Source organism: Cysteiniphilum marinum (assembly GCF_014857925.1).
Taxonomy (GTDB): domain Bacteria; phylum Pseudomonadota; class Gammaproteobacteria; order Francisellales; family Francisellaceae; genus Caedibacter; species Caedibacter marinus.
Genome location: NZ_JACYVZ010000020.1, coordinates 33,523 through 49,828 on the forward strand (window position 1 = coordinate 33,523; position 16,306 = coordinate 49,828).

Annotated in this window: 16 protein-coding genes; 2 read left to right on the top strand and 14 right to left on the bottom strand. The window is 34.0% G+C overall.

Features of this window, described 5'->3' with window-relative positions:
* Positions 1-8: 8 nt before the first annotated feature.
* Complete coding sequence (locus IE867_RS09520) at positions 9-797, bottom strand: sulfite exporter TauE/SafE family protein (RefSeq protein WP_225630021.1); 789 nt, start codon at positions 795-797, stop codon at positions 9-11.
* Positions 798-900: 103 nt separating this feature from the next.
* Between IE867_RS09520 and IE867_RS09525 the strand changes: the two genes are divergently transcribed.
* Positions 901-1,764 (top strand): LysR family transcriptional regulator, encoded by an 864-nt coding sequence (locus tag IE867_RS09525; RefSeq protein ID WP_192484493.1) that lies wholly within the window; start codon positions 901-903, stop codon positions 1,762-1,764.
* 14 nt (positions 1,765-1,778) lie between these two features.
* Here the strand turns inward: IE867_RS09525 and coaD are convergent, their stop codons facing one another.
* The 4 genes from coaD to IE867_RS09545 form a co-directional block, all read right to left on the bottom strand.
* Positions 1,779-2,267, bottom strand: a complete 489-nt coding sequence (coaD, locus tag IE867_RS09530) for a pantetheine-phosphate adenylyltransferase (protein WP_192484494.1) — start codon at positions 2,265-2,267, stop codon at positions 1,779-1,781.
* A gap of 21 nt (positions 2,268-2,288) precedes the next feature.
* Positions 2,289-2,840 (bottom strand): putative Fe-S cluster assembly protein SufT, encoded by a 552-nt coding sequence (gene sufT / locus IE867_RS09535; protein WP_192484495.1) that lies wholly within the window; start codon positions 2,838-2,840, stop codon positions 2,289-2,291.
* Positions 2,841-2,842: 2 nt separating this feature from the next.
* Complete coding sequence (locus tag IE867_RS09540; RefSeq protein ID WP_318779340.1) at positions 2,843-3,250, bottom strand: HesB/IscA family protein; 408 nt, start codon at positions 3,248-3,250, stop codon at positions 2,843-2,845.
* Positions 3,251-3,547: 297 nt separating this feature from the next.
* Positions 3,548-4,012: a hypothetical protein gene (locus tag IE867_RS09545; protein ID WP_192484496.1), complete on the bottom strand. Its 465-nt coding sequence runs from the start codon at positions 4,010-4,012 to the stop codon at positions 3,548-3,550.
* 448 nt (positions 4,013-4,460) lie between these two features.
* On the opposite strand from IE867_RS09545, the gene IE867_RS09550 reads away from it, so the two are divergent.
* Positions 4,461-4,772, top strand: coding sequence for a hypothetical protein (locus IE867_RS09550; RefSeq protein ID WP_192484497.1), 312 nt, complete (start codon positions 4,461-4,463; stop codon positions 4,770-4,772).
* A gap of 267 nt (positions 4,773-5,039) precedes the next feature.
* Here the strand turns inward: IE867_RS09550 and IE867_RS09555 are convergent, their stop codons facing one another.
* From IE867_RS09555 to IE867_RS09595, 9 genes are all read right to left on the bottom strand, one after another.
* Complete coding sequence (locus tag IE867_RS09555; RefSeq protein ID WP_192484498.1) at positions 5,040-5,771, bottom strand: class I SAM-dependent DNA methyltransferase; 732 nt, start codon at positions 5,769-5,771, stop codon at positions 5,040-5,042.
* Position 5,772: 1 nt separating this feature from the next.
* Positions 5,773-5,937, bottom strand: a complete 165-nt coding sequence (locus IE867_RS09560; protein ID WP_192484499.1) for a hypothetical protein — start codon at positions 5,935-5,937, stop codon at positions 5,773-5,775.
* Positions 5,938-6,036: 99 nt separating this feature from the next.
* Positions 6,037-8,763, bottom strand: coding sequence for a hypothetical protein (locus IE867_RS09565; RefSeq protein ID WP_192484500.1), 2,727 nt, complete (start codon positions 8,761-8,763; stop codon positions 6,037-6,039).
* Between the two features lie 17 nt (positions 8,764-8,780).
* Positions 8,781-11,753, bottom strand: coding sequence for a hypothetical protein (locus IE867_RS09570; RefSeq protein ID WP_192484501.1), 2,973 nt, complete (start codon positions 11,751-11,753; stop codon positions 8,781-8,783).
* 125 nt (positions 11,754-11,878) lie between these two features.
* Positions 11,879-12,736 carry a hypothetical protein gene (locus IE867_RS09575; RefSeq protein WP_192484502.1) on the bottom strand — a complete coding sequence of 286 codons (858 nt, stop codon included), beginning with the start codon at positions 12,734-12,736 and terminating at the stop codon, positions 11,879-11,881.
* Between the two features lie 162 nt (positions 12,737-12,898).
* A complete protein-coding gene (locus IE867_RS09580) occupies positions 12,899-13,192 on the bottom strand; it encodes a hypothetical protein (protein ID WP_192484503.1) in 294 nt (97 codons plus the stop codon).
* A gap of 106 nt (positions 13,193-13,298) precedes the next feature.
* A complete protein-coding gene (locus IE867_RS09585; protein WP_192484504.1) occupies positions 13,299-13,943 on the bottom strand; it encodes an outer membrane beta-barrel protein in 645 nt (214 codons plus the stop codon).
* A 231-nt stretch (positions 13,944-14,174) separates the two neighbouring features.
* Positions 14,175-15,206, bottom strand: a complete 1,032-nt coding sequence (locus tag IE867_RS09590) for a YeiH family protein (RefSeq protein ID WP_192484505.1) — start codon at positions 15,204-15,206, stop codon at positions 14,175-14,177.
* Between the two features lie 100 nt (positions 15,207-15,306).
* Entirely contained in the window at positions 15,307-16,215 is a 909-nt protein-coding gene (locus IE867_RS09595) for a hypothetical protein (protein WP_192484506.1), read from the bottom strand.
* Between the last annotated feature and the right edge of the window lie 91 nt (positions 16,216-16,306).

Below are 16,306 nucleotides of genomic sequence, written 5' to 3' on the forward strand. Positions count from 1 at the left end.
CTTGAATACTACAACATATCAATAATCACATAGATTAAAAGTAACCTGAATAACCACAGAGATATGACTTCAGGGCATTTTTTAACAATGCGAATACCAATCGGTGTGCCGATAACTGAACCAACCAATAACCCACACAAGGCAGGTAAATATAAATACCCCAGACTATACGCAGGAATCCCTGCAGCATGATAACTAGATACTAACATGGTAATGGTCGCGATGAGCCCCGTTGGAAAAGCAGTTGCTGCCGCCATTGCTGCACAATTTTTCATTGGATAATGGTAGTGTTTCATATACGGATTAACAATGCTTGAGCCACCAATACCAACGATACTCGAGAGTAATCCTGTGGTGCTACCAAGAAAAATGCATGAACCTTTAGACGGCATCACAATATCTTCACTCGCGTGTGTTTTCTTCAAACGAAATGTCTTAATAAGGCTTACTAATAGCACGACGGCAAACAAAATCTCAATCGCTCTTGCAGGCATAAACTCACTAATAATAGTACCTAAAATCGCACCAACAAAGATCATTGGCAGCGCATTTTTTAGAATTGTTAGCACTAAATGCCCATGTTTATAATGTTTGTAAGCATTGTAAAATGCATTGATCATAATAAATGCCAGTGATGTTGAAACCGCTAAATGAATAGCTATCGTATTTGACATCCCTTGATATTTACAAACCACTAACATCAATGGAATGATGATAGCGCCACCACCTGCGCCTACCCATGCAGATAAAATACCGGTGACAATGCCCGCCACCAAATAAATCATTAACACAATCATCAAATCAACCTTTCGCAAAAATTTATTATGTCATTATGTTAACAAGCGCTACACTATAGATAAAATGAATTAAGTAAATGGTGATCATTCAAATATGGAATCAATGAAGAATATCCGCGCCTTTTTAGCCGTCGCTGAAACCCTATCATTTACTGCCGCGGCTGATAAATTATTTTTGACACAACCAACGATCACCAAACGCATATCGCAATTAGAGTCACAATTGAATAATCAACTATTTCATCGCACAGGATCTCTGGTTCAGCTTACTAGCGCAGGCAAAGCCCTTATCCCTTATGCTAATCATCTAATGCAAGCATGGAGTAGTCTTGAGCATAAAATGCAACTTTTCCAAGACGATGTTATCGGTGATTTAAGCATTAGTTGCAATTATCATCTGGGACTCAATTTTTTGCCCCAAGTACTTAAAGAGTTTATATCTAAATACCCCAAAGTAAATATCAAACTCGACTCAACCTACTCATTACCAATCATTGAAAAAGTGAGCGCGCTTGAAGCAGAAATTGGTTTAATCACCTTGAAAGAAAATATGCCTGAAAATATTGATTGGCATATTCTGCAAAAAAGTCGTGTTATCGCTGTTATTGCTACAAATCATCCATTGTGGCAGCACAATGGTGATATTGTGCAGCGCTTAAATGAAGTCCCTGTGCTATCTCCCGCACCTGAGAATAGGCATCACACGGTTTTGCATACACTACTGGATAAACATAACATCCGCTCACCAGAGCTTAGTAACATCAATATGCTTGAAATCATTAAAAGACTTGTTGAATCAGGCTTTGGCTGGTCAATTATTACTGAGGATATGATGTCAGATAAACTCAGAGAATTACCACTTATCGATACACCGATCTATATTAGCAGTGCTTGTATCTATCATAAAAAGGTCGAGCTATCGCGTGCAGCCAAGGCTTTTCTTGAAATATGTCAAAAGGTTCCTTAAATCAAACTATCAACTTAATTATGACGACTTCTTTTTGCTAATAATGCATCTAACACTACCGGATGTACATAGTCAGCCACACGATAGGGATCAATTTTAGATACTTGACGAATCATTGTTGATGATAAACACGTATATTTTTCATCCGGCGTTAGAAATATCGTTTCAAACTTCTTATTTAAATGGCGATTGATATTTGCCATTTGAAACTCATAGTCAAAATCAGAGACCGCGCGCAATCCGCGAATAACAGCACTTGCACCCACTTCATCAATAAAATCAGCAATCAATCCTTGTAAGCGCACAACACGCACATTAGGCATGTCAGACAAAACTTCAGAGGTGATGTTAAAGCGCTCCTCTTCAGTGAAGAGTGTTGACTTGCCATTACCTGTTGAAATAGCAACAATCACTTCATCAAATAACGATTTCGCGCGTTTAATTAGATCAATATGCCCTAAACTAATAGGATCAAATGTCCCGGGATAAACTACCTTTATCATGGTTTACGTCCTTTACTAAACCTAAAAAAGTCCAAGCTCAAGCTTTGCTTCTTCGGTCATCATTTCAGAATTCCATGGCGGATCAAATACCAACACCACATCAGCCTTGTCGACATTGGCAAATTGTTTAAGCTTATCTTCAACATCCAGTACCAATACAGGACCCATGCCACACCCAGGAGCGGTTAATGTCATTTGTACACCTATGTGATAGTTACCACTGTCCAAACGCGTGGTTGAAATATCATAGATCAAACCTAAATCAACGATGTTTACTGGAATCTCAGGATCATAAACCGTGCGTAGCTGATCCCATAAAAGATCAAGATTCACCTCATCACCAGCTTGAATATTAGCTTTATCACTTGGCAGAAGCACTACCTCACGATTAATCGCATCGGCATCTTTGCCATCAAGATAAACTAGATTACCCATCACATTTAGCGTGAAGCTCGCCCCCATTGCTTGCGTTACCAGCACTTCTTGCCCTGGTAACAAAGTCATTTTCTCACCATAAGGAACTGTGGTTACCTCAACTTCACGGCGTAAAATAGCAACATCAGACATTTTCATTATTATTTTAACCCCTCTTGTTGCACGGTGAAGCTCTCACCACAACCACAACGCGCTGACTCATTGGGATTATTATAAACCAGTTGTGATAAACCTAACTCTCTTTTGACATGATCTATTTCAAGACCATTGACATATTGCAATGCCTTAGGATCTACGAAAAACAAAACACCTTCTTCATCGATCTTAATAAAGCTTTTGGGAATTTCCTTAATCGGTTCAACAACATAAGCCAAGCCTGAACAACCTGTTGTTGTAATACCAATCTTGATAGCAAGCGATTGGGTTTTCGCCAAATGGTTTCTAAAATGCGCTAAAGCAGCTTGAGTGAAAGTCACGGGCTGCTCAGCTTTTGGGTCAAATTTTTCTATCATCGTTAATCTATCTTTATCTTCACTTGTAAATAGCACCGCTATGGTATCATTTACTTATGCTTTTTTCTAAGGTTTTAAGCATGTATGGTTGAGCAACGAATTGAATGAAATTAAAAGTTATCGAAATAAAAGTTGATCTATGCAAAAAAAATAACTCATTAAATTATGATAGATAACCACAAGCTAAGCCCATGGTTATATAACATGCATTTATGATCACAAGAAGATCAGGTTACTTGTTAGAGTTTAAATTCAGAGAGATTAGAAAAACCTAAGGTACCTGACTCATCTCAAAAGAATAAGGCAGATACTAGTCTACAGTAGATACTCCCTTTATGGAGTTACAAAGCAACGATGCTCTTTTGCTACGCATCCATCAAAAGAATATTGATGACTATTGCCATCAATAATATCATTCATACCAGTAATTTCTTCTAAAGATTGACCAGATGAAAATTCAGCAAATCGTGTTTTTAGAATGTCATCATTTTGATAACGTATTCCAGACATACAATAAGTTGCATTGCCGGTATAATCCCAAAAAGAGTTATACTCAACTGTGTCAATTCCAACGTCGTAGTTCACACGAGATTGCTCTTTATTCTTCTCTCCAATTGTAACTGTACGTTTTACGTACTTACCCTGTTGGTCAATCATATAGCCATGCATACGAAACTGTGCAAGCTTATCAACTGCTGCACAACTACTGATGTTATCATACAAGAAATTTCCTGCTGATGCAGCCCCCATAGCAATGGTTAAACCCAAACATACCATACTAGTTTTTTTAAAAAACATAATAACCCCTTCTTTGTTTTTAGTTTGTTTATAATGAAAAGTGCGATTTTGTATATATCCATCAGAGACCAAACGTTTAACTGAAAACAGCTTAAACTATATGAACTGTTCAAGATAAAACCCCATATCGCACAAATTATCGTAGCTCATTCTTCCAGAAAGAATAACATACAAAGCATTACCAAATAGTACTGATAGATACACAATCGACCATAATGATTTTATGATGTTCGTAAGCATGCAAAATGCAAAGTGACACATATCAATCATTTTAAAACTCGCTTATCCCAATGATTTCTCTACCCCACCATCACAAGACTCAATTAATTAACAACAATAAAACATTCTATTTCAAATATAATTTAATTTTTAATGATATATTATTATTGACAAACAATAATTTATAGTCGATACTACTCTTGCCATTAACAACAAAAGGTAAAAAACAATGAAAAATATAATTACACTTACATTATTAACTGCTTCAGCGCTAACTGCATTTGCAAATACATCTCAAGATCCAAATCAGGAGCCTGTACTAGCCAAAGTATCTACAATTGAAGTATTTAAAGGCAATGTTGACAAAGAAACACCAGACAGAACAATTAACACATACACAGCGCCAGGCTTTGAGAAATGTGCTGTCTATTTAAAATCAGGAGAAGAATCTGCCAAAATGGTTATTACATTATCTAGAACTGGAAACGAAGAAGGGGCAAAATACCTACTTCAGTGTGAACCAATGTTACACTCAGCATAAGATATCGAAGTTTAGATCTGACCTGACAGTTATCTGTTTTTCAAACGCGATTTTTATTTGATATAGTTGAGCTGTTACGCGACAAATATAATGCTCAATCTTGCCACAATATTTAGTACCTCTATCTATCAACATGCAGATCAATAACATGTTGTGTTCTTCAAATAATACTATAATTGCGGTGCTAAGTGACACTGACGTTGAGCATTTGTTGTGAGTGTTGTTGATAATTAAGTTATTGTCGCTTGAGGTTGATGTCAACTAAGCTTATTTATGCTTTTTAATTTTTAAAAAACGTATTGGTTTACTTTCCAACATATAATTCCAATACTCACTACCCTTTTCCTTAATGCCTTTGGGGGAAATGCTAAGAGGTATCCATTCGACAAATTCAAAACCAGCACTGGAAAAAGCATCTGTTATTGTTTTTTCGGAATAATGAGTTACTTGAATATCGCAAGGATTAGTTGTTAAAAATCTTAATTTAAACGTTTCACCATCCTTTAGTGGTCTATCATGAAAAGCTTGTTCACTATATTGCAAAAGCATATCACTTTTCGCTTTCTCACCAATAAAATCAATAGTAGTTAATATAGTGCCATTATTACTTAGCAGAGAATATAATTTCTTGCATACCTGCTTAAGATGTAAAACATCACTACAATAATTAATCAAGAAACCAGCTGCTATCAAGTCGAATTCTTGGTCAGATTCAAAATCATTGACGCATGAATGAACGAAAGATATATCATTATTATTTTTAAATGATTTTTCTGCCAATGCTAACATTTCAGCTGAACTATCAACACCTAGGACAGGTCTAAAACTATTAGTAAAGAGAATATTGGTATAAAATCCATTTCCACAAGCCAAATCCAATGACCGACATTTCTTCAGCTCTCTAAGTTGATTTTCGATTAGCCATTTCTCGAGATACTCTCTGTACGGTAATTCATCTGTTGCCTTATATTCAGTAGCAACTTGATCATATGTACGCATTTTATTTTTCCTTGTTAATAAGAACCCCTACATAAAAAGGAAACTCCCCTTTAGCTGCATCACTACCCCAGGTGATTCTGCTATCAAATGTGGGTTGGCTAATATTATTGCCAAATACAGTTGTAGTGGTTAACACAATAGATGCACACACTAATAATTTACGCATAAAATTTCCTTCTATTTATAGTTTAATAACGAAAATTAGCGGTGGATCATGTCACTTATATTCTTGTGCATATTTGAATCGATCGTGAACAACTATTTGTTAACTCAAAGTCCCTCTAATTGAAACAGCGTCAATCATTACTGCCCCATAATTATAACCTCCAGTAGTAATGTTGATTTTATCAATAATAGCATTTTTACAAGAATCTGGAATATTAAAAGTTTTCGAACTATAATTTGAGTCTGACAGACTCTGCTGTGACACAGACCCACATGAATACCCGTCATTTTTAATAAAATCTATTTTATAAATAACACCTCCTGATGTCGGATATGGGTCAAGATAAAGAGTAATATTCTCTACATTTGTGATTGGCTGATAAGTCAATGACAATGTCTCTCGATAATTAATACCTGAACCACTACTTGATAACCAACAATCCCTACTATAATTGCATGATTTTCCCAGTTCAACATCATTTTCACCTATTGCATAAATTGCTTTACTGCCAGTATATGCAGTGCCTTCAATAATTTCAGCACCGATAGCCCAGTAATCATCAATTAATTGTTCTATTGGACCCAAAACATTGGAACTTACAGTTGTCTTAACTTTTCTATTATCACCGCTTTTAACAGTTTCAATATACTCAGCTTGTAGCTTAATATATTTATTAATATCTGTAAATTTGACATGATAAACTCGATCGGTTGCACCGCTAATTTGTGTGCAAGATGAGGTATCATATTGGTCTGTACAACTATACCATTGAAATTTAGTAGAATAATATTCATCTGAGTTCATGCCAGTTATATTAGCATATAAATCATCTGATGAATAAATATCACTACTGTCAGTTGTTGATCTAATTTTAATCTCAACAGGATCATCATCTTTAGCAAAATCAAGTGGATCTTGAATAAAACCTAAATTTCTAACGCCTAAATATGATTTGTTAGTCGGGTAAAAAGAAAGAAGGTTGTTACTACTATTATGTGTTGCAGGTAAAAATGGATAATCAAAATCATTATCAGCCTTAGTTGACATATATGAATTAGCGTATGAAACAGCATTATATCTTAATGAATCTATAAAAATATCACTGAAGCCTACAGATTGTTGTAAAACACTAAATGGTCTTGTAATTACATTATTGCGTTCAAGATAAATATTCCCAGCATCACCTCTTCCATAGAGTCCATAATCTTGATTAAAGTCGTTGGTATACGAATGAACATCAAGATTACGTTTTCTACTAATTGATGAGTCATAAATACCTGTAGCAATAAGTTCTTGACTATTTTTTTGTCCACTTTGATTTATATGAACACCTTTAACTATTGAATAATTACCAAGTGTTAGATTTATTTCATAGTCAATGTAGTCGTTAAAATATGATTTAAGAGGGGTTAGCTGTTGAGAAAATTTTCTAATGTAAGAAACTGTACTTTTATCAATCGGCTTTATATCTAAAAATGTATTATACGTAGAATATTCGTTGCCTTGATCTTCACTAAATTGTGGAATAAGATATTTTTGGTATTTATTATTTTCTGGTGAAATATACATATAGCTAAGACCTCTATTATCACTGGTTCCTGATCTTCCAGATGTACAAAAATAACCGTTGAATCCAGCCTCTGGAAGATATGCTAAAAATTGTGCATTACAATCGTAGTAATATTCAGATGTAATATCTATTACATTAACATCTTTGGCCTGAAGGATATCACCATCAGCCAAATCAGCTAACTTAACTGAAAAGCCCAATGATTTACTGTTAGAATTATAATAATTATCTTCAAAATATAGAAATCCTGTTTTTGGATTATACAAAGTATTGTTTAAATCACCTAATATTCCACCATAAAGGTTGAGAAATTCATTTTTATCTTGATCATCGAATGTTTGTGGTAAATATATTTTTTTCCATATATCTGTATCAATATTATAAATACCAATATACCACTTATGATTTTTATCAACACTAGCTTCACGTTCATCATTAATAATTGCAATAAGTTCATTTTCATAAACTCCAACTAAATTATGTATTTGATATTTGTTAGTAATAGTCCCATTATACGAATGCTCAGTATCAAATTTTATCTCTTTATAAACCCCTTTATCTGCATTATTACGTATAATATACAATGAGCTGATATTATCAAAATTTTCATCCTGATGCGCAGGAGGAGCAGTTATATTAACTCTGTGTTTAGGTTGAAAATAGGCAGCATATTGATAAGAAAAATTTCCATGCACTGGCAATAAAAACGGTGCTATATCATAGCGGTCAGTTAGATCTTGTTTATATTCATGCGTTTTTAATATTGGATCAAATTTATGTTTAGATTTATTATAAATCATCAGAAACATTCTGGATCCAGCTAAATTTTGATCAATTGATGAATCATTTAGATCAACTGGACGATTAACATAATAAAGCATTCGGGCATTTTTATAGTGTTTATCTAAAAGTGACTCCATATCTGTAGACTCATCCTGAGTTACATTAATATTTACATTGCCAAAAACAGCTTGTCCTGAGTAGGAACTATCAGGATTAGCTATGGCAGCAACTTCCATTTGATATTGACCAACTCCAGGCTTAGTTGGGCTAAAATTACTACTTATAGATACTTCACCTGTTTGTGAAATATTAAAATATTTATCAATACTTTGGTCTTGATTTGGCGTAACTAACCATGAAACATCAGAATATTGTTTTGTATTAATTTTATCAGCAAAGCTGTTTACATATCCAGAGCCAACAAAGGTTGCAATCATCGTTGAAACCAAAACTTTTTTATTTAAATAAAGCATAAACTAGAACCCCATTATTAATAATTTAAACTATAATTTTTTGCAACTACTGCAAGAGTTACTCCAACATAATCGCCAACTGTTGCATCAGGACTCACCACATTAACAGCTAGATCTTTATCAATGATCTCATACATATTTTCAAAAGAGCTACCTCCTTTATGCACAACAATATAGAAATCACCTATAACTGATTGATTAACATCAGACCTACTAATTGCCTTTAATCTAAGTTTGTACAAACCAGCTTCATGGGCGACAGCTTTTAACTTTATAGTTGGTTCTCCAGTTATAGATAGAACAGCATCATCAAAAGTAAAATAATTAACACCATCTAATACATTTTCTTCAATAGTATCAAGAGGAATAATTCTCCACTCTAGATCTTGAGGCATCCATTCTCTTGAATCTTTTGTGATTTTATCAACTACTTTTAAAGTTATATAAACATATGAATCGACAGCATCAAACTCAGCATATCCATGATAAGTAAGATTTGGCAACGTAATATTAAACTTTTTATCACTATCAATAACTTTATAGTCAGATAAATCACTAGAATTTAATACAGTTATCGTATAATGCTGTTCAAATGTTTTTTGACGCAAACTATCAGATCTTGATTTAGCTGTTACCTTAAACTCGTAATCACCTATATTTACATTAGCTGGAACTTGATATTTTATTGTGCAGCTTGAAATTGGACTTAAACTAGTACTACCTTGATAGAAACAGTTATTTAAATCTTTATTTTGGTAAATTACTTGCGGATAATTTTCCTCAGATCCTAAATATTCAACTGTAATATTATCAGCAAAGCTGCCGCTTTCATTTTTCAGTACCTGATCAACATTTGCATCCATTTGTTTGATTGATAGATTAACTGGAGTAAGATCCATAGCTAAATTATTATTTGATAATAACCTAACACCTGCTTTTACACTTTGATTATGATCATAGTTTGCAAATATACTAAGCTCTTTATCTTCAACGATATTATTAGCGCTAACTCTAATCAAACACTTACCAAAAGCTGAAAAAATTTTTTTACCATCGACAGAGTCATAAATAATATTATCGCAATCAGAACTGTCAATAATATAGCTGCTATCGGCTAATGGTAAAGCTAAATTAAAATTACGTGCTGGAGCTAAGCTGTTATTTGTTAATTCAATAATCTTAGTTTTATTAGAGTTTAATAAATTATAATCAAGTTTAAAAGTAATATTTGGCACATGAGTATAAACATGACCGTTGACAGGATTATTCCCATCATTTATATCATAAACTTGAAATTGATAATCCATTCCATCGACTAAATCTTGAGGACTTATATTGTCAACATCAAGTCTTATTCTACATCTATCACCTTGATACATTTGTTGAATACTAGAACATTCATTTATAATGTTTACTCCTGGTATTTCAGGAATAGAAAATTTATAGTTTGTTAGATCAGTCTCTGTCATTGCTACTAAAACCAAGCCAGTATTTTCACCAATAAAGTCAATCTCTTTTTCAAAGTACAAATCATTTATAGATCTTGTTTCTGAGACATTACTAACTTTAATCTGTGCAGATTGTTCATATAAGTTAACTTTCACTTTCAAGCTTAATTGAAAACTTCCAGGTAACACAGAAGAATCCATAGTGGTATCTCGATTAATCACGATCTCACAGCTTTCACCAGCTTTAATGAGTTCTTGATCTTGGCATTTATTTTCAATAATAATTCCATTTTCATGCCCAATATCTAAAGGCAAATCAAACTCAATATCTTTAACTGGAATATCTATAGTTGTATCATTTTGTAAATATAACGAACCTGCTGAAGTGGATTTACCGATAAAAACCTCATCATCTAACAAAAATTTCGACTTTTTAAATAAATTAATTTGATTAAGCATTACACCATTGGCAGAAATACTTATAACATCTTGATCTATACGATCATCACTATAATATTTTATAAAACATTCTGAATCACTTTCTAAAGGATCACAATAATAATTTGAAACACCAAAACCTGCAGCTTGATCATCTGCATTTGATACTATCTTCAATTTAGAATTTGGAGTATTAAACGCAGTAACATCAGATCTTAAAATAAATGATAAATAGTCCGAACCCATATCATCATAAAAATCATAATTTGCTGCATTTTTAATATTTAAATCAGGCTTTGCTAAAGTAAGCTCATCTTTAATATTAACAACCCCAGGCAATAATGGACCAAGCCTTGTATTATTGCGTGTACCATCAAACTCATGACCTATTGCATAAGTTTTCGAGGCTCTTGGCGGCATTAAGAACTCACCATACAAAGTACAAGTTTCATTTTTATTTAATGTTACACCTACACAAGGATATGGATTAAAAGGGTTCTCAATAATTTTAAAACTAGGAGCTGTAACCTCAATTACTTCTTTTGTTAAAGTTACCGGGACATCTGTAGGGTTACTGATAATCAATAAGTTGCTGCCCACAGTATGCAGTAAATCATAGCCACTTTCATTAACACGAGTTAATAAATCCAATGACTTAACTTGAAGCTCTACTTGGTTTGAAATAATTTCTTGACCATTAACTTGAGCTTTAACGGCAATTTTTGCAGTTTGAAGTTTATTTGCCAGATCAATATCTACAACTGAAAAACTAAAATTACAATATTTTGCAGTTGACAATCCATTACAATCTTTCTTAATTGAACTTACAATCTGCGTCGGTGTCAAACCAATTATCTCAATATTAGACACACTATATTGTTCAGCATTTGATGTACCGCTCGTGCCTGCTATCGCTAAACCATTATAAGAATTATTAAGCTGCAAATTAACACTCATCAATTGCCCAACAACCGAAGTTCCACTCTCTGTAGCCAAGTTCAGGGAATATTCAGCTGGAGAACCTGCTTCTGGTGACTCTTTCGATACGCACCCTGTCAATATAATAACTAAACATAATGACATAATAATTTTTGTCATTTTCATATCAACCCCAAAATAATATATTATTTAGTTTTGTAAAAAATTAAATCAGTTAATAAAAATAAATTTTGGCCTCAGTTTCAGATTTAACAATTGACCAAAATTTAATAGCTTTAATTGAAGTTTAATTACAGAGTTTTTTGCTCAACTGCAAGAGTACCCACAGCTTCACCAGCTGTAGCCGCTGAATCTACTGAATCAATCTCGCCAGTTATTTCATAATTATCACTGAAAGTATGTGTAGCACCGCCATCAGTATCTTGGATAAATATCCGCATTTTTTTAGTTAACGCACCATCAGTATCCTTATCTGTAACTTTAACCTGAATATCATAAAACTGATTACCTAAACTGCCTGTAAGTAAATCAGTTTTTACCGTTATCACCCCATTTGTATCAATTTTAAAGTACTCTGCAGATGCACCAACAATACTCCAAGTAACATTAGTTGGTACTTCACTCCCTATATCTACTTTCTTCTTAAGAGCTGCATCTACATAAATAGTTGTATCTGTAGCTGCATTATCTTTTACAAAACCTGTGTAATAATCATTATTAAATTGCAGATCTTCATCGAACATTTCAGCGTTTTCCATTGACCCCGTACCAGTTCCATCCTCCAAAATAGTAATGCTAAGAACTTTATTCAAAGACTGCCCTGCATAATCAGTTGAAGTATCTGTAGCGACCGCTAACACATTCAAAGTATAAGTTTGATTTAATTGAAAACCGGTTTTCTCAACTGATAACACACCTGATAAAGGATCTTCAAATTTGAAATATTCCATACCATCAGTGCCGCTGTCAGCAGGGATATCATTCCAAACAACTTCCACAGCGTCTACTTTTGCATCACCCAATGTTGCAACAGTTGCACCAACATCAGTCTCACCTGGCGCCAAATAAACATTCGTCTCAGCAACAGCCATCGCAGAGCACGCCATTAAACTTACCCCAATGGCCTTACTTAAAATATTCTTTCTCATCGTTAAAATTTCCCCAATTTATTTATTGATATTTATTCACCAATTCAGTCGATCATCGATACTAAATTAGTTGCACACAGCCTTGGAAGCAAGGCCGATCTCTATTATTAGCGCAAACGGCCAAAAAATAAACATACTGGGATATACCCACGGATACCAATACTACTTAACCCATTGCCTATACAAATAGTTCTCACAATTTATTGCACAATCACTACGCAATTTGTCAAGCATGCCAAAACAGCGATCCTCCTCACTATACTTATCATATTGCAATCTAATATTATTTTTAACACACCACTTTCTAACAGTTGATATTTTAAATCCTGTTATTTCAGCAACCTCTAAATAACTATTACCATTTTGCTTAAACTGATTCAAAACTTCTCTTAAAGGACGCTGATAACGAATCTCTAATGTCTTTAAAAAATTCATAGTTGAATATTGATTAGCCATATTACCCCATCATAACAGTTACTCAATAATACAAATTATTGTTGCTAATTATTATGCTAAACTCGACATACTGAATGATACACGGCGTTAATGTATCAATACGTATCTAAGTAAGTGTATAACTTACTGTCACACCCATACTATAGTAAGCTAGCGCGTCATTATCTGTAATATCTTTGAATGTATCTGTACTTTTACCAAACACATAACGCAAGTTACCTGCTACAGATAAACCATTTTGCCATTGATAGCCAACTTCAGCACCAATGCGCGGAGCTAGATTCCATTTACTGTCATGATCTGAGCCATTACTAATATCTATTGTCCAACGTTGTACTTCAGCACCAGCCTCTACACCAACAACCAAACCAAAATCAAAAAACTTTTTCGCTGTTAATAATATTGGAATATTAAGCATATTAAGCTTATAAGTTGCTGAATTTCCACCAACACTAACATCTGCTTTATTAATGCTATCCAGATAGTTAACACCTGTTTTGACACCTAATGTATAGCTTGGCAATATCGTATAGTCATAACCAATATAAGCACCAAAGCCTATACCTCCACCATTAGTCGTTGAACCACTCAATGTAGTTTGTGACAAACTGTTAAAGGTGTTTTTTGGTGTTGCATTTGCTGATATTTCACCAGTGAATACAACATGGTTTTGCTCGTTAACTAAATTAGCAAAAGCCATACTTGACAAAGCGATAGATCCAATTGCTGCTGATAATAGTAGCTTTTTCATGATTATTTACGACTCCTTATTTGATTGCAAAACATATATTACGAACATTAAACCTCAGGGTTCTTATTGCACTAAAACAGGAGGGCATAAATCGAAGTAAAACATTCGTAATTGGTTTGAGATCATAATGATTTCATAGCTTCATGCAAGTAACTAAACTTGTATCTTAGATACTGTTTGTATGAAACGGTCTTATTGTCACTTATCAATAGTTAACTCATCTATATGAGATTACAATAAGACTAAATGTGTTATTAATAATCCGCCTAATACAAGCCATATAAATAGAATCAATGATAATAACAATGGTTTAAGACCTGCCTGCTTAAATTTAGAAAAATGAGTTTCTATACCAAGCGCTGTCATTGCCATCGTCAACATAAATTGGTCAACTACTAGAATGCCATGCACCAATGATTCAGGTAATAGTTGCAATGAATTAAACCCTGCAACAACAATAAACCCTACAGCAAACCATGGAATAACCATTTTTACCTGTGCTTTATTATCACTATTATTAGCATTTAACTTCTTCGCTTCGTGTGCAATCCATAACCCAACGAAAATAAGCAAAGGAGCTATCATCATAACCCTAATCATTTTTACCGTCACTGCGATCACTTCAGCATTATGATTTACGGCATTACCAGCTGCTACTACTTGAGCTACTTCATGTATGGTTGCACCTGTAAAAATACCATATCCTGTATCATCTAAAAACAACAGTCCACTTTTCATTAAAATTGGATAAATAAACATTGCTAGCGTTCCAAAAATGACTACTGTACCAACTGCCATAGCTGATTTATAAGCTTCTGACTTTATTGCGGACTCTGCTGCTAATACTGCCGCTGCACCACAAACAGAGCTCCCTGCAGAAATCAAAATTGAACTATCTCGATCTAATTTAAAAACCTTCTCACCTAAGACTATGCCCAAGATAAAAGTTGTTGCTAAGACGATCAATGACGCCAATAGACCTGACAACCCTACTGAAGCAATTAACTGAAATGAAAGGTTAAATCCAAATAATATAATCGCTATCCTCAAGACCCGTTTGGCAGAAAAAATCACACCACTTGACCAACGCAAAGGGGTCTTATGTTTTAATGTATGCGCATATATAATCCCTAAAATTATACCTATAATGAGCGGGCTAATACCTAAATCCTTTATCACAGGAATCATGGCAATGATATAGGCTAATGCCGATATTAAAATAACTTTAGATAATCCTGCAAAAAAACCAAGTCTAGATTTCATTGTTTTATACCACTTATTGTTTTAATGATTAAAAAGCTAGATCATAATAAACAGCAAGTCAATTTCAAAATATTATTATTGCTGTGATCTACCACTGGGCTTATGACCACTCATCAAGCCATATATTCATATAGTCGAAGACAAGCAAATTAGTCCAAGTATAATAACCAGTTTCTACAACAAACCCTACCCCATAAGCAGACTTGTTGCCTATAGATTTCTGAAAAGGCTTACCAATGCTAGTTCTTAATACTTTATTAGCATCAACAGCCATTGCGGTAATACCATAAAGCACTGTTCCTGCCACAAATTCATTAACATTAAATTCATTTCCATCTGCCATATTTGCTACTTGCAGACCTAGATTAAATGCAACTGATCTCAACATCCCACCACCGGCTTGTACTATTGTCAAAGAGGATCCTTTTAGCTTGCTATTCATTTTTTTAACAGATTTAGTCATCATGCTAAGAGAAACTGATGATTCAAAAAGACCGGCTGCAATAAAATTTATAATAGCTGTTGTAGCAAGGCTCCCAGCTTCATATTCTTCACCACTTACTAATGTTGGAACAATGCTTGCTACAGCCCAAATAGCACCTCCTCTGGCAACTGATACAATATATGCACTATTATTTATTCCTTTGATTTTATTACTAGCGTTACTAGAAACACCTCCTAAATCAGCAGCATTTTCAGCATCTCTTAGATTATACGACCTTTTCCCACCTATTTTTGATGCAGATTTAGTAATTGGGACATTCATTAATGCATTTGCTGCACCAGAGAGAAAACTACGCCAATCTGTTGGTGCGCCAATCATTGGGCCGGCTATCAACATTCTCTCAACACCATCAAGCATCATGTTACCAATCAAGGCTACCACAAATGGCGCTGTTGAGTTCAACATAATTCCACCTACTGACATAGCTAATGAGAATATAATACTTCCTGCAATTTTACCACTATCTCCTATTGAACGACAATTATCTTTGCCGGTTAACGACAACTACAATTGCCGCTTAAACCACCCTAATTTAGCATGGTTTTATCTTCAGTTACAATATTAATATTTTGCTTATTATCTGTTCTTGCTTTTT

What these genes read in the sequence shown, in the direction of transcription:
- IE867_RS09520 (WP_225630021.1), bottom strand. Translation starts at nt 797, where the DNA reads ATGATTGTGTTAATGATTTATTTGGTGGCGGGCATTGTCACCGGTATT.
- IE867_RS09525 (WP_192484493.1), top strand. Translation starts at nt 901, where the DNA reads ATGAAGAATATCCGCGCCTTTTTAGCCGTCGCTGAAACCCTATCATTT.
- coaD (WP_192484494.1), bottom strand. Translation starts at nt 2,267, where the DNA reads ATGATAAAGGTAGTTTATCCCGGGACATTTGATCCTATTAGTTTAGGG.
- sufT (WP_192484495.1), bottom strand. Translation starts at nt 2,840, where the DNA reads ATGAAAATGTCTGATGTTGCTATTTTACGCCGTGAAGTTGAGGTAACC.
- IE867_RS09545 (WP_192484496.1), bottom strand. Translation starts at nt 4,012, where the DNA reads ATGTTTTTTAAAAAAACTAGTATGGTATGTTTGGGTTTAACCATTGCT.
- IE867_RS09550 (WP_192484497.1), top strand. Translation starts at nt 4,461, where the DNA reads ATGAAAAATATAATTACACTTACATTATTAACTGCTTCAGCGCTAACT.
- IE867_RS09555 (WP_192484498.1), bottom strand. Translation starts at nt 5,771, where the DNA reads ATGCGTACATATGATCAAGTTGCTACTGAATATAAGGCAACAGATGAA.
- IE867_RS09560 (WP_192484499.1), bottom strand. Translation starts at nt 5,937, where the DNA reads ATGCGTAAATTATTAGTGTGTGCATCTATTGTGTTAACCACTACAACT.
- IE867_RS09565 (WP_192484500.1), bottom strand. Translation starts at nt 8,763, where the DNA reads ATGCTTTATTTAAATAAAAAAGTTTTGGTTTCAACGATGATTGCAACC.
- IE867_RS09570 (WP_192484501.1), bottom strand. Translation starts at nt 11,753, where the DNA reads ATGAAAATGACAAAAATTATTATGTCATTATGTTTAGTTATTATATTG.
- IE867_RS09575 (WP_192484502.1), bottom strand. Translation starts at nt 12,736, where the DNA reads ATGAGAAAGAATATTTTAAGTAAGGCCATTGGGGTAAGTTTAATGGCG.
- IE867_RS09580 (WP_192484503.1), bottom strand. Translation starts at nt 13,192, where the DNA reads ATGGCTAATCAATATTCAACTATGAATTTTTTAAAGACATTAGAGATT.
- IE867_RS09585 (WP_192484504.1), bottom strand. Translation starts at nt 13,943, where the DNA reads ATGAAAAAGCTACTATTATCAGCAGCAATTGGATCTATCGCTTTGTCA.
- IE867_RS09590 (WP_192484505.1), bottom strand. Translation starts at nt 15,206, where the DNA reads ATGAAATCTAGACTTGGTTTTTTTGCAGGATTATCTAAAGTTATTTTA.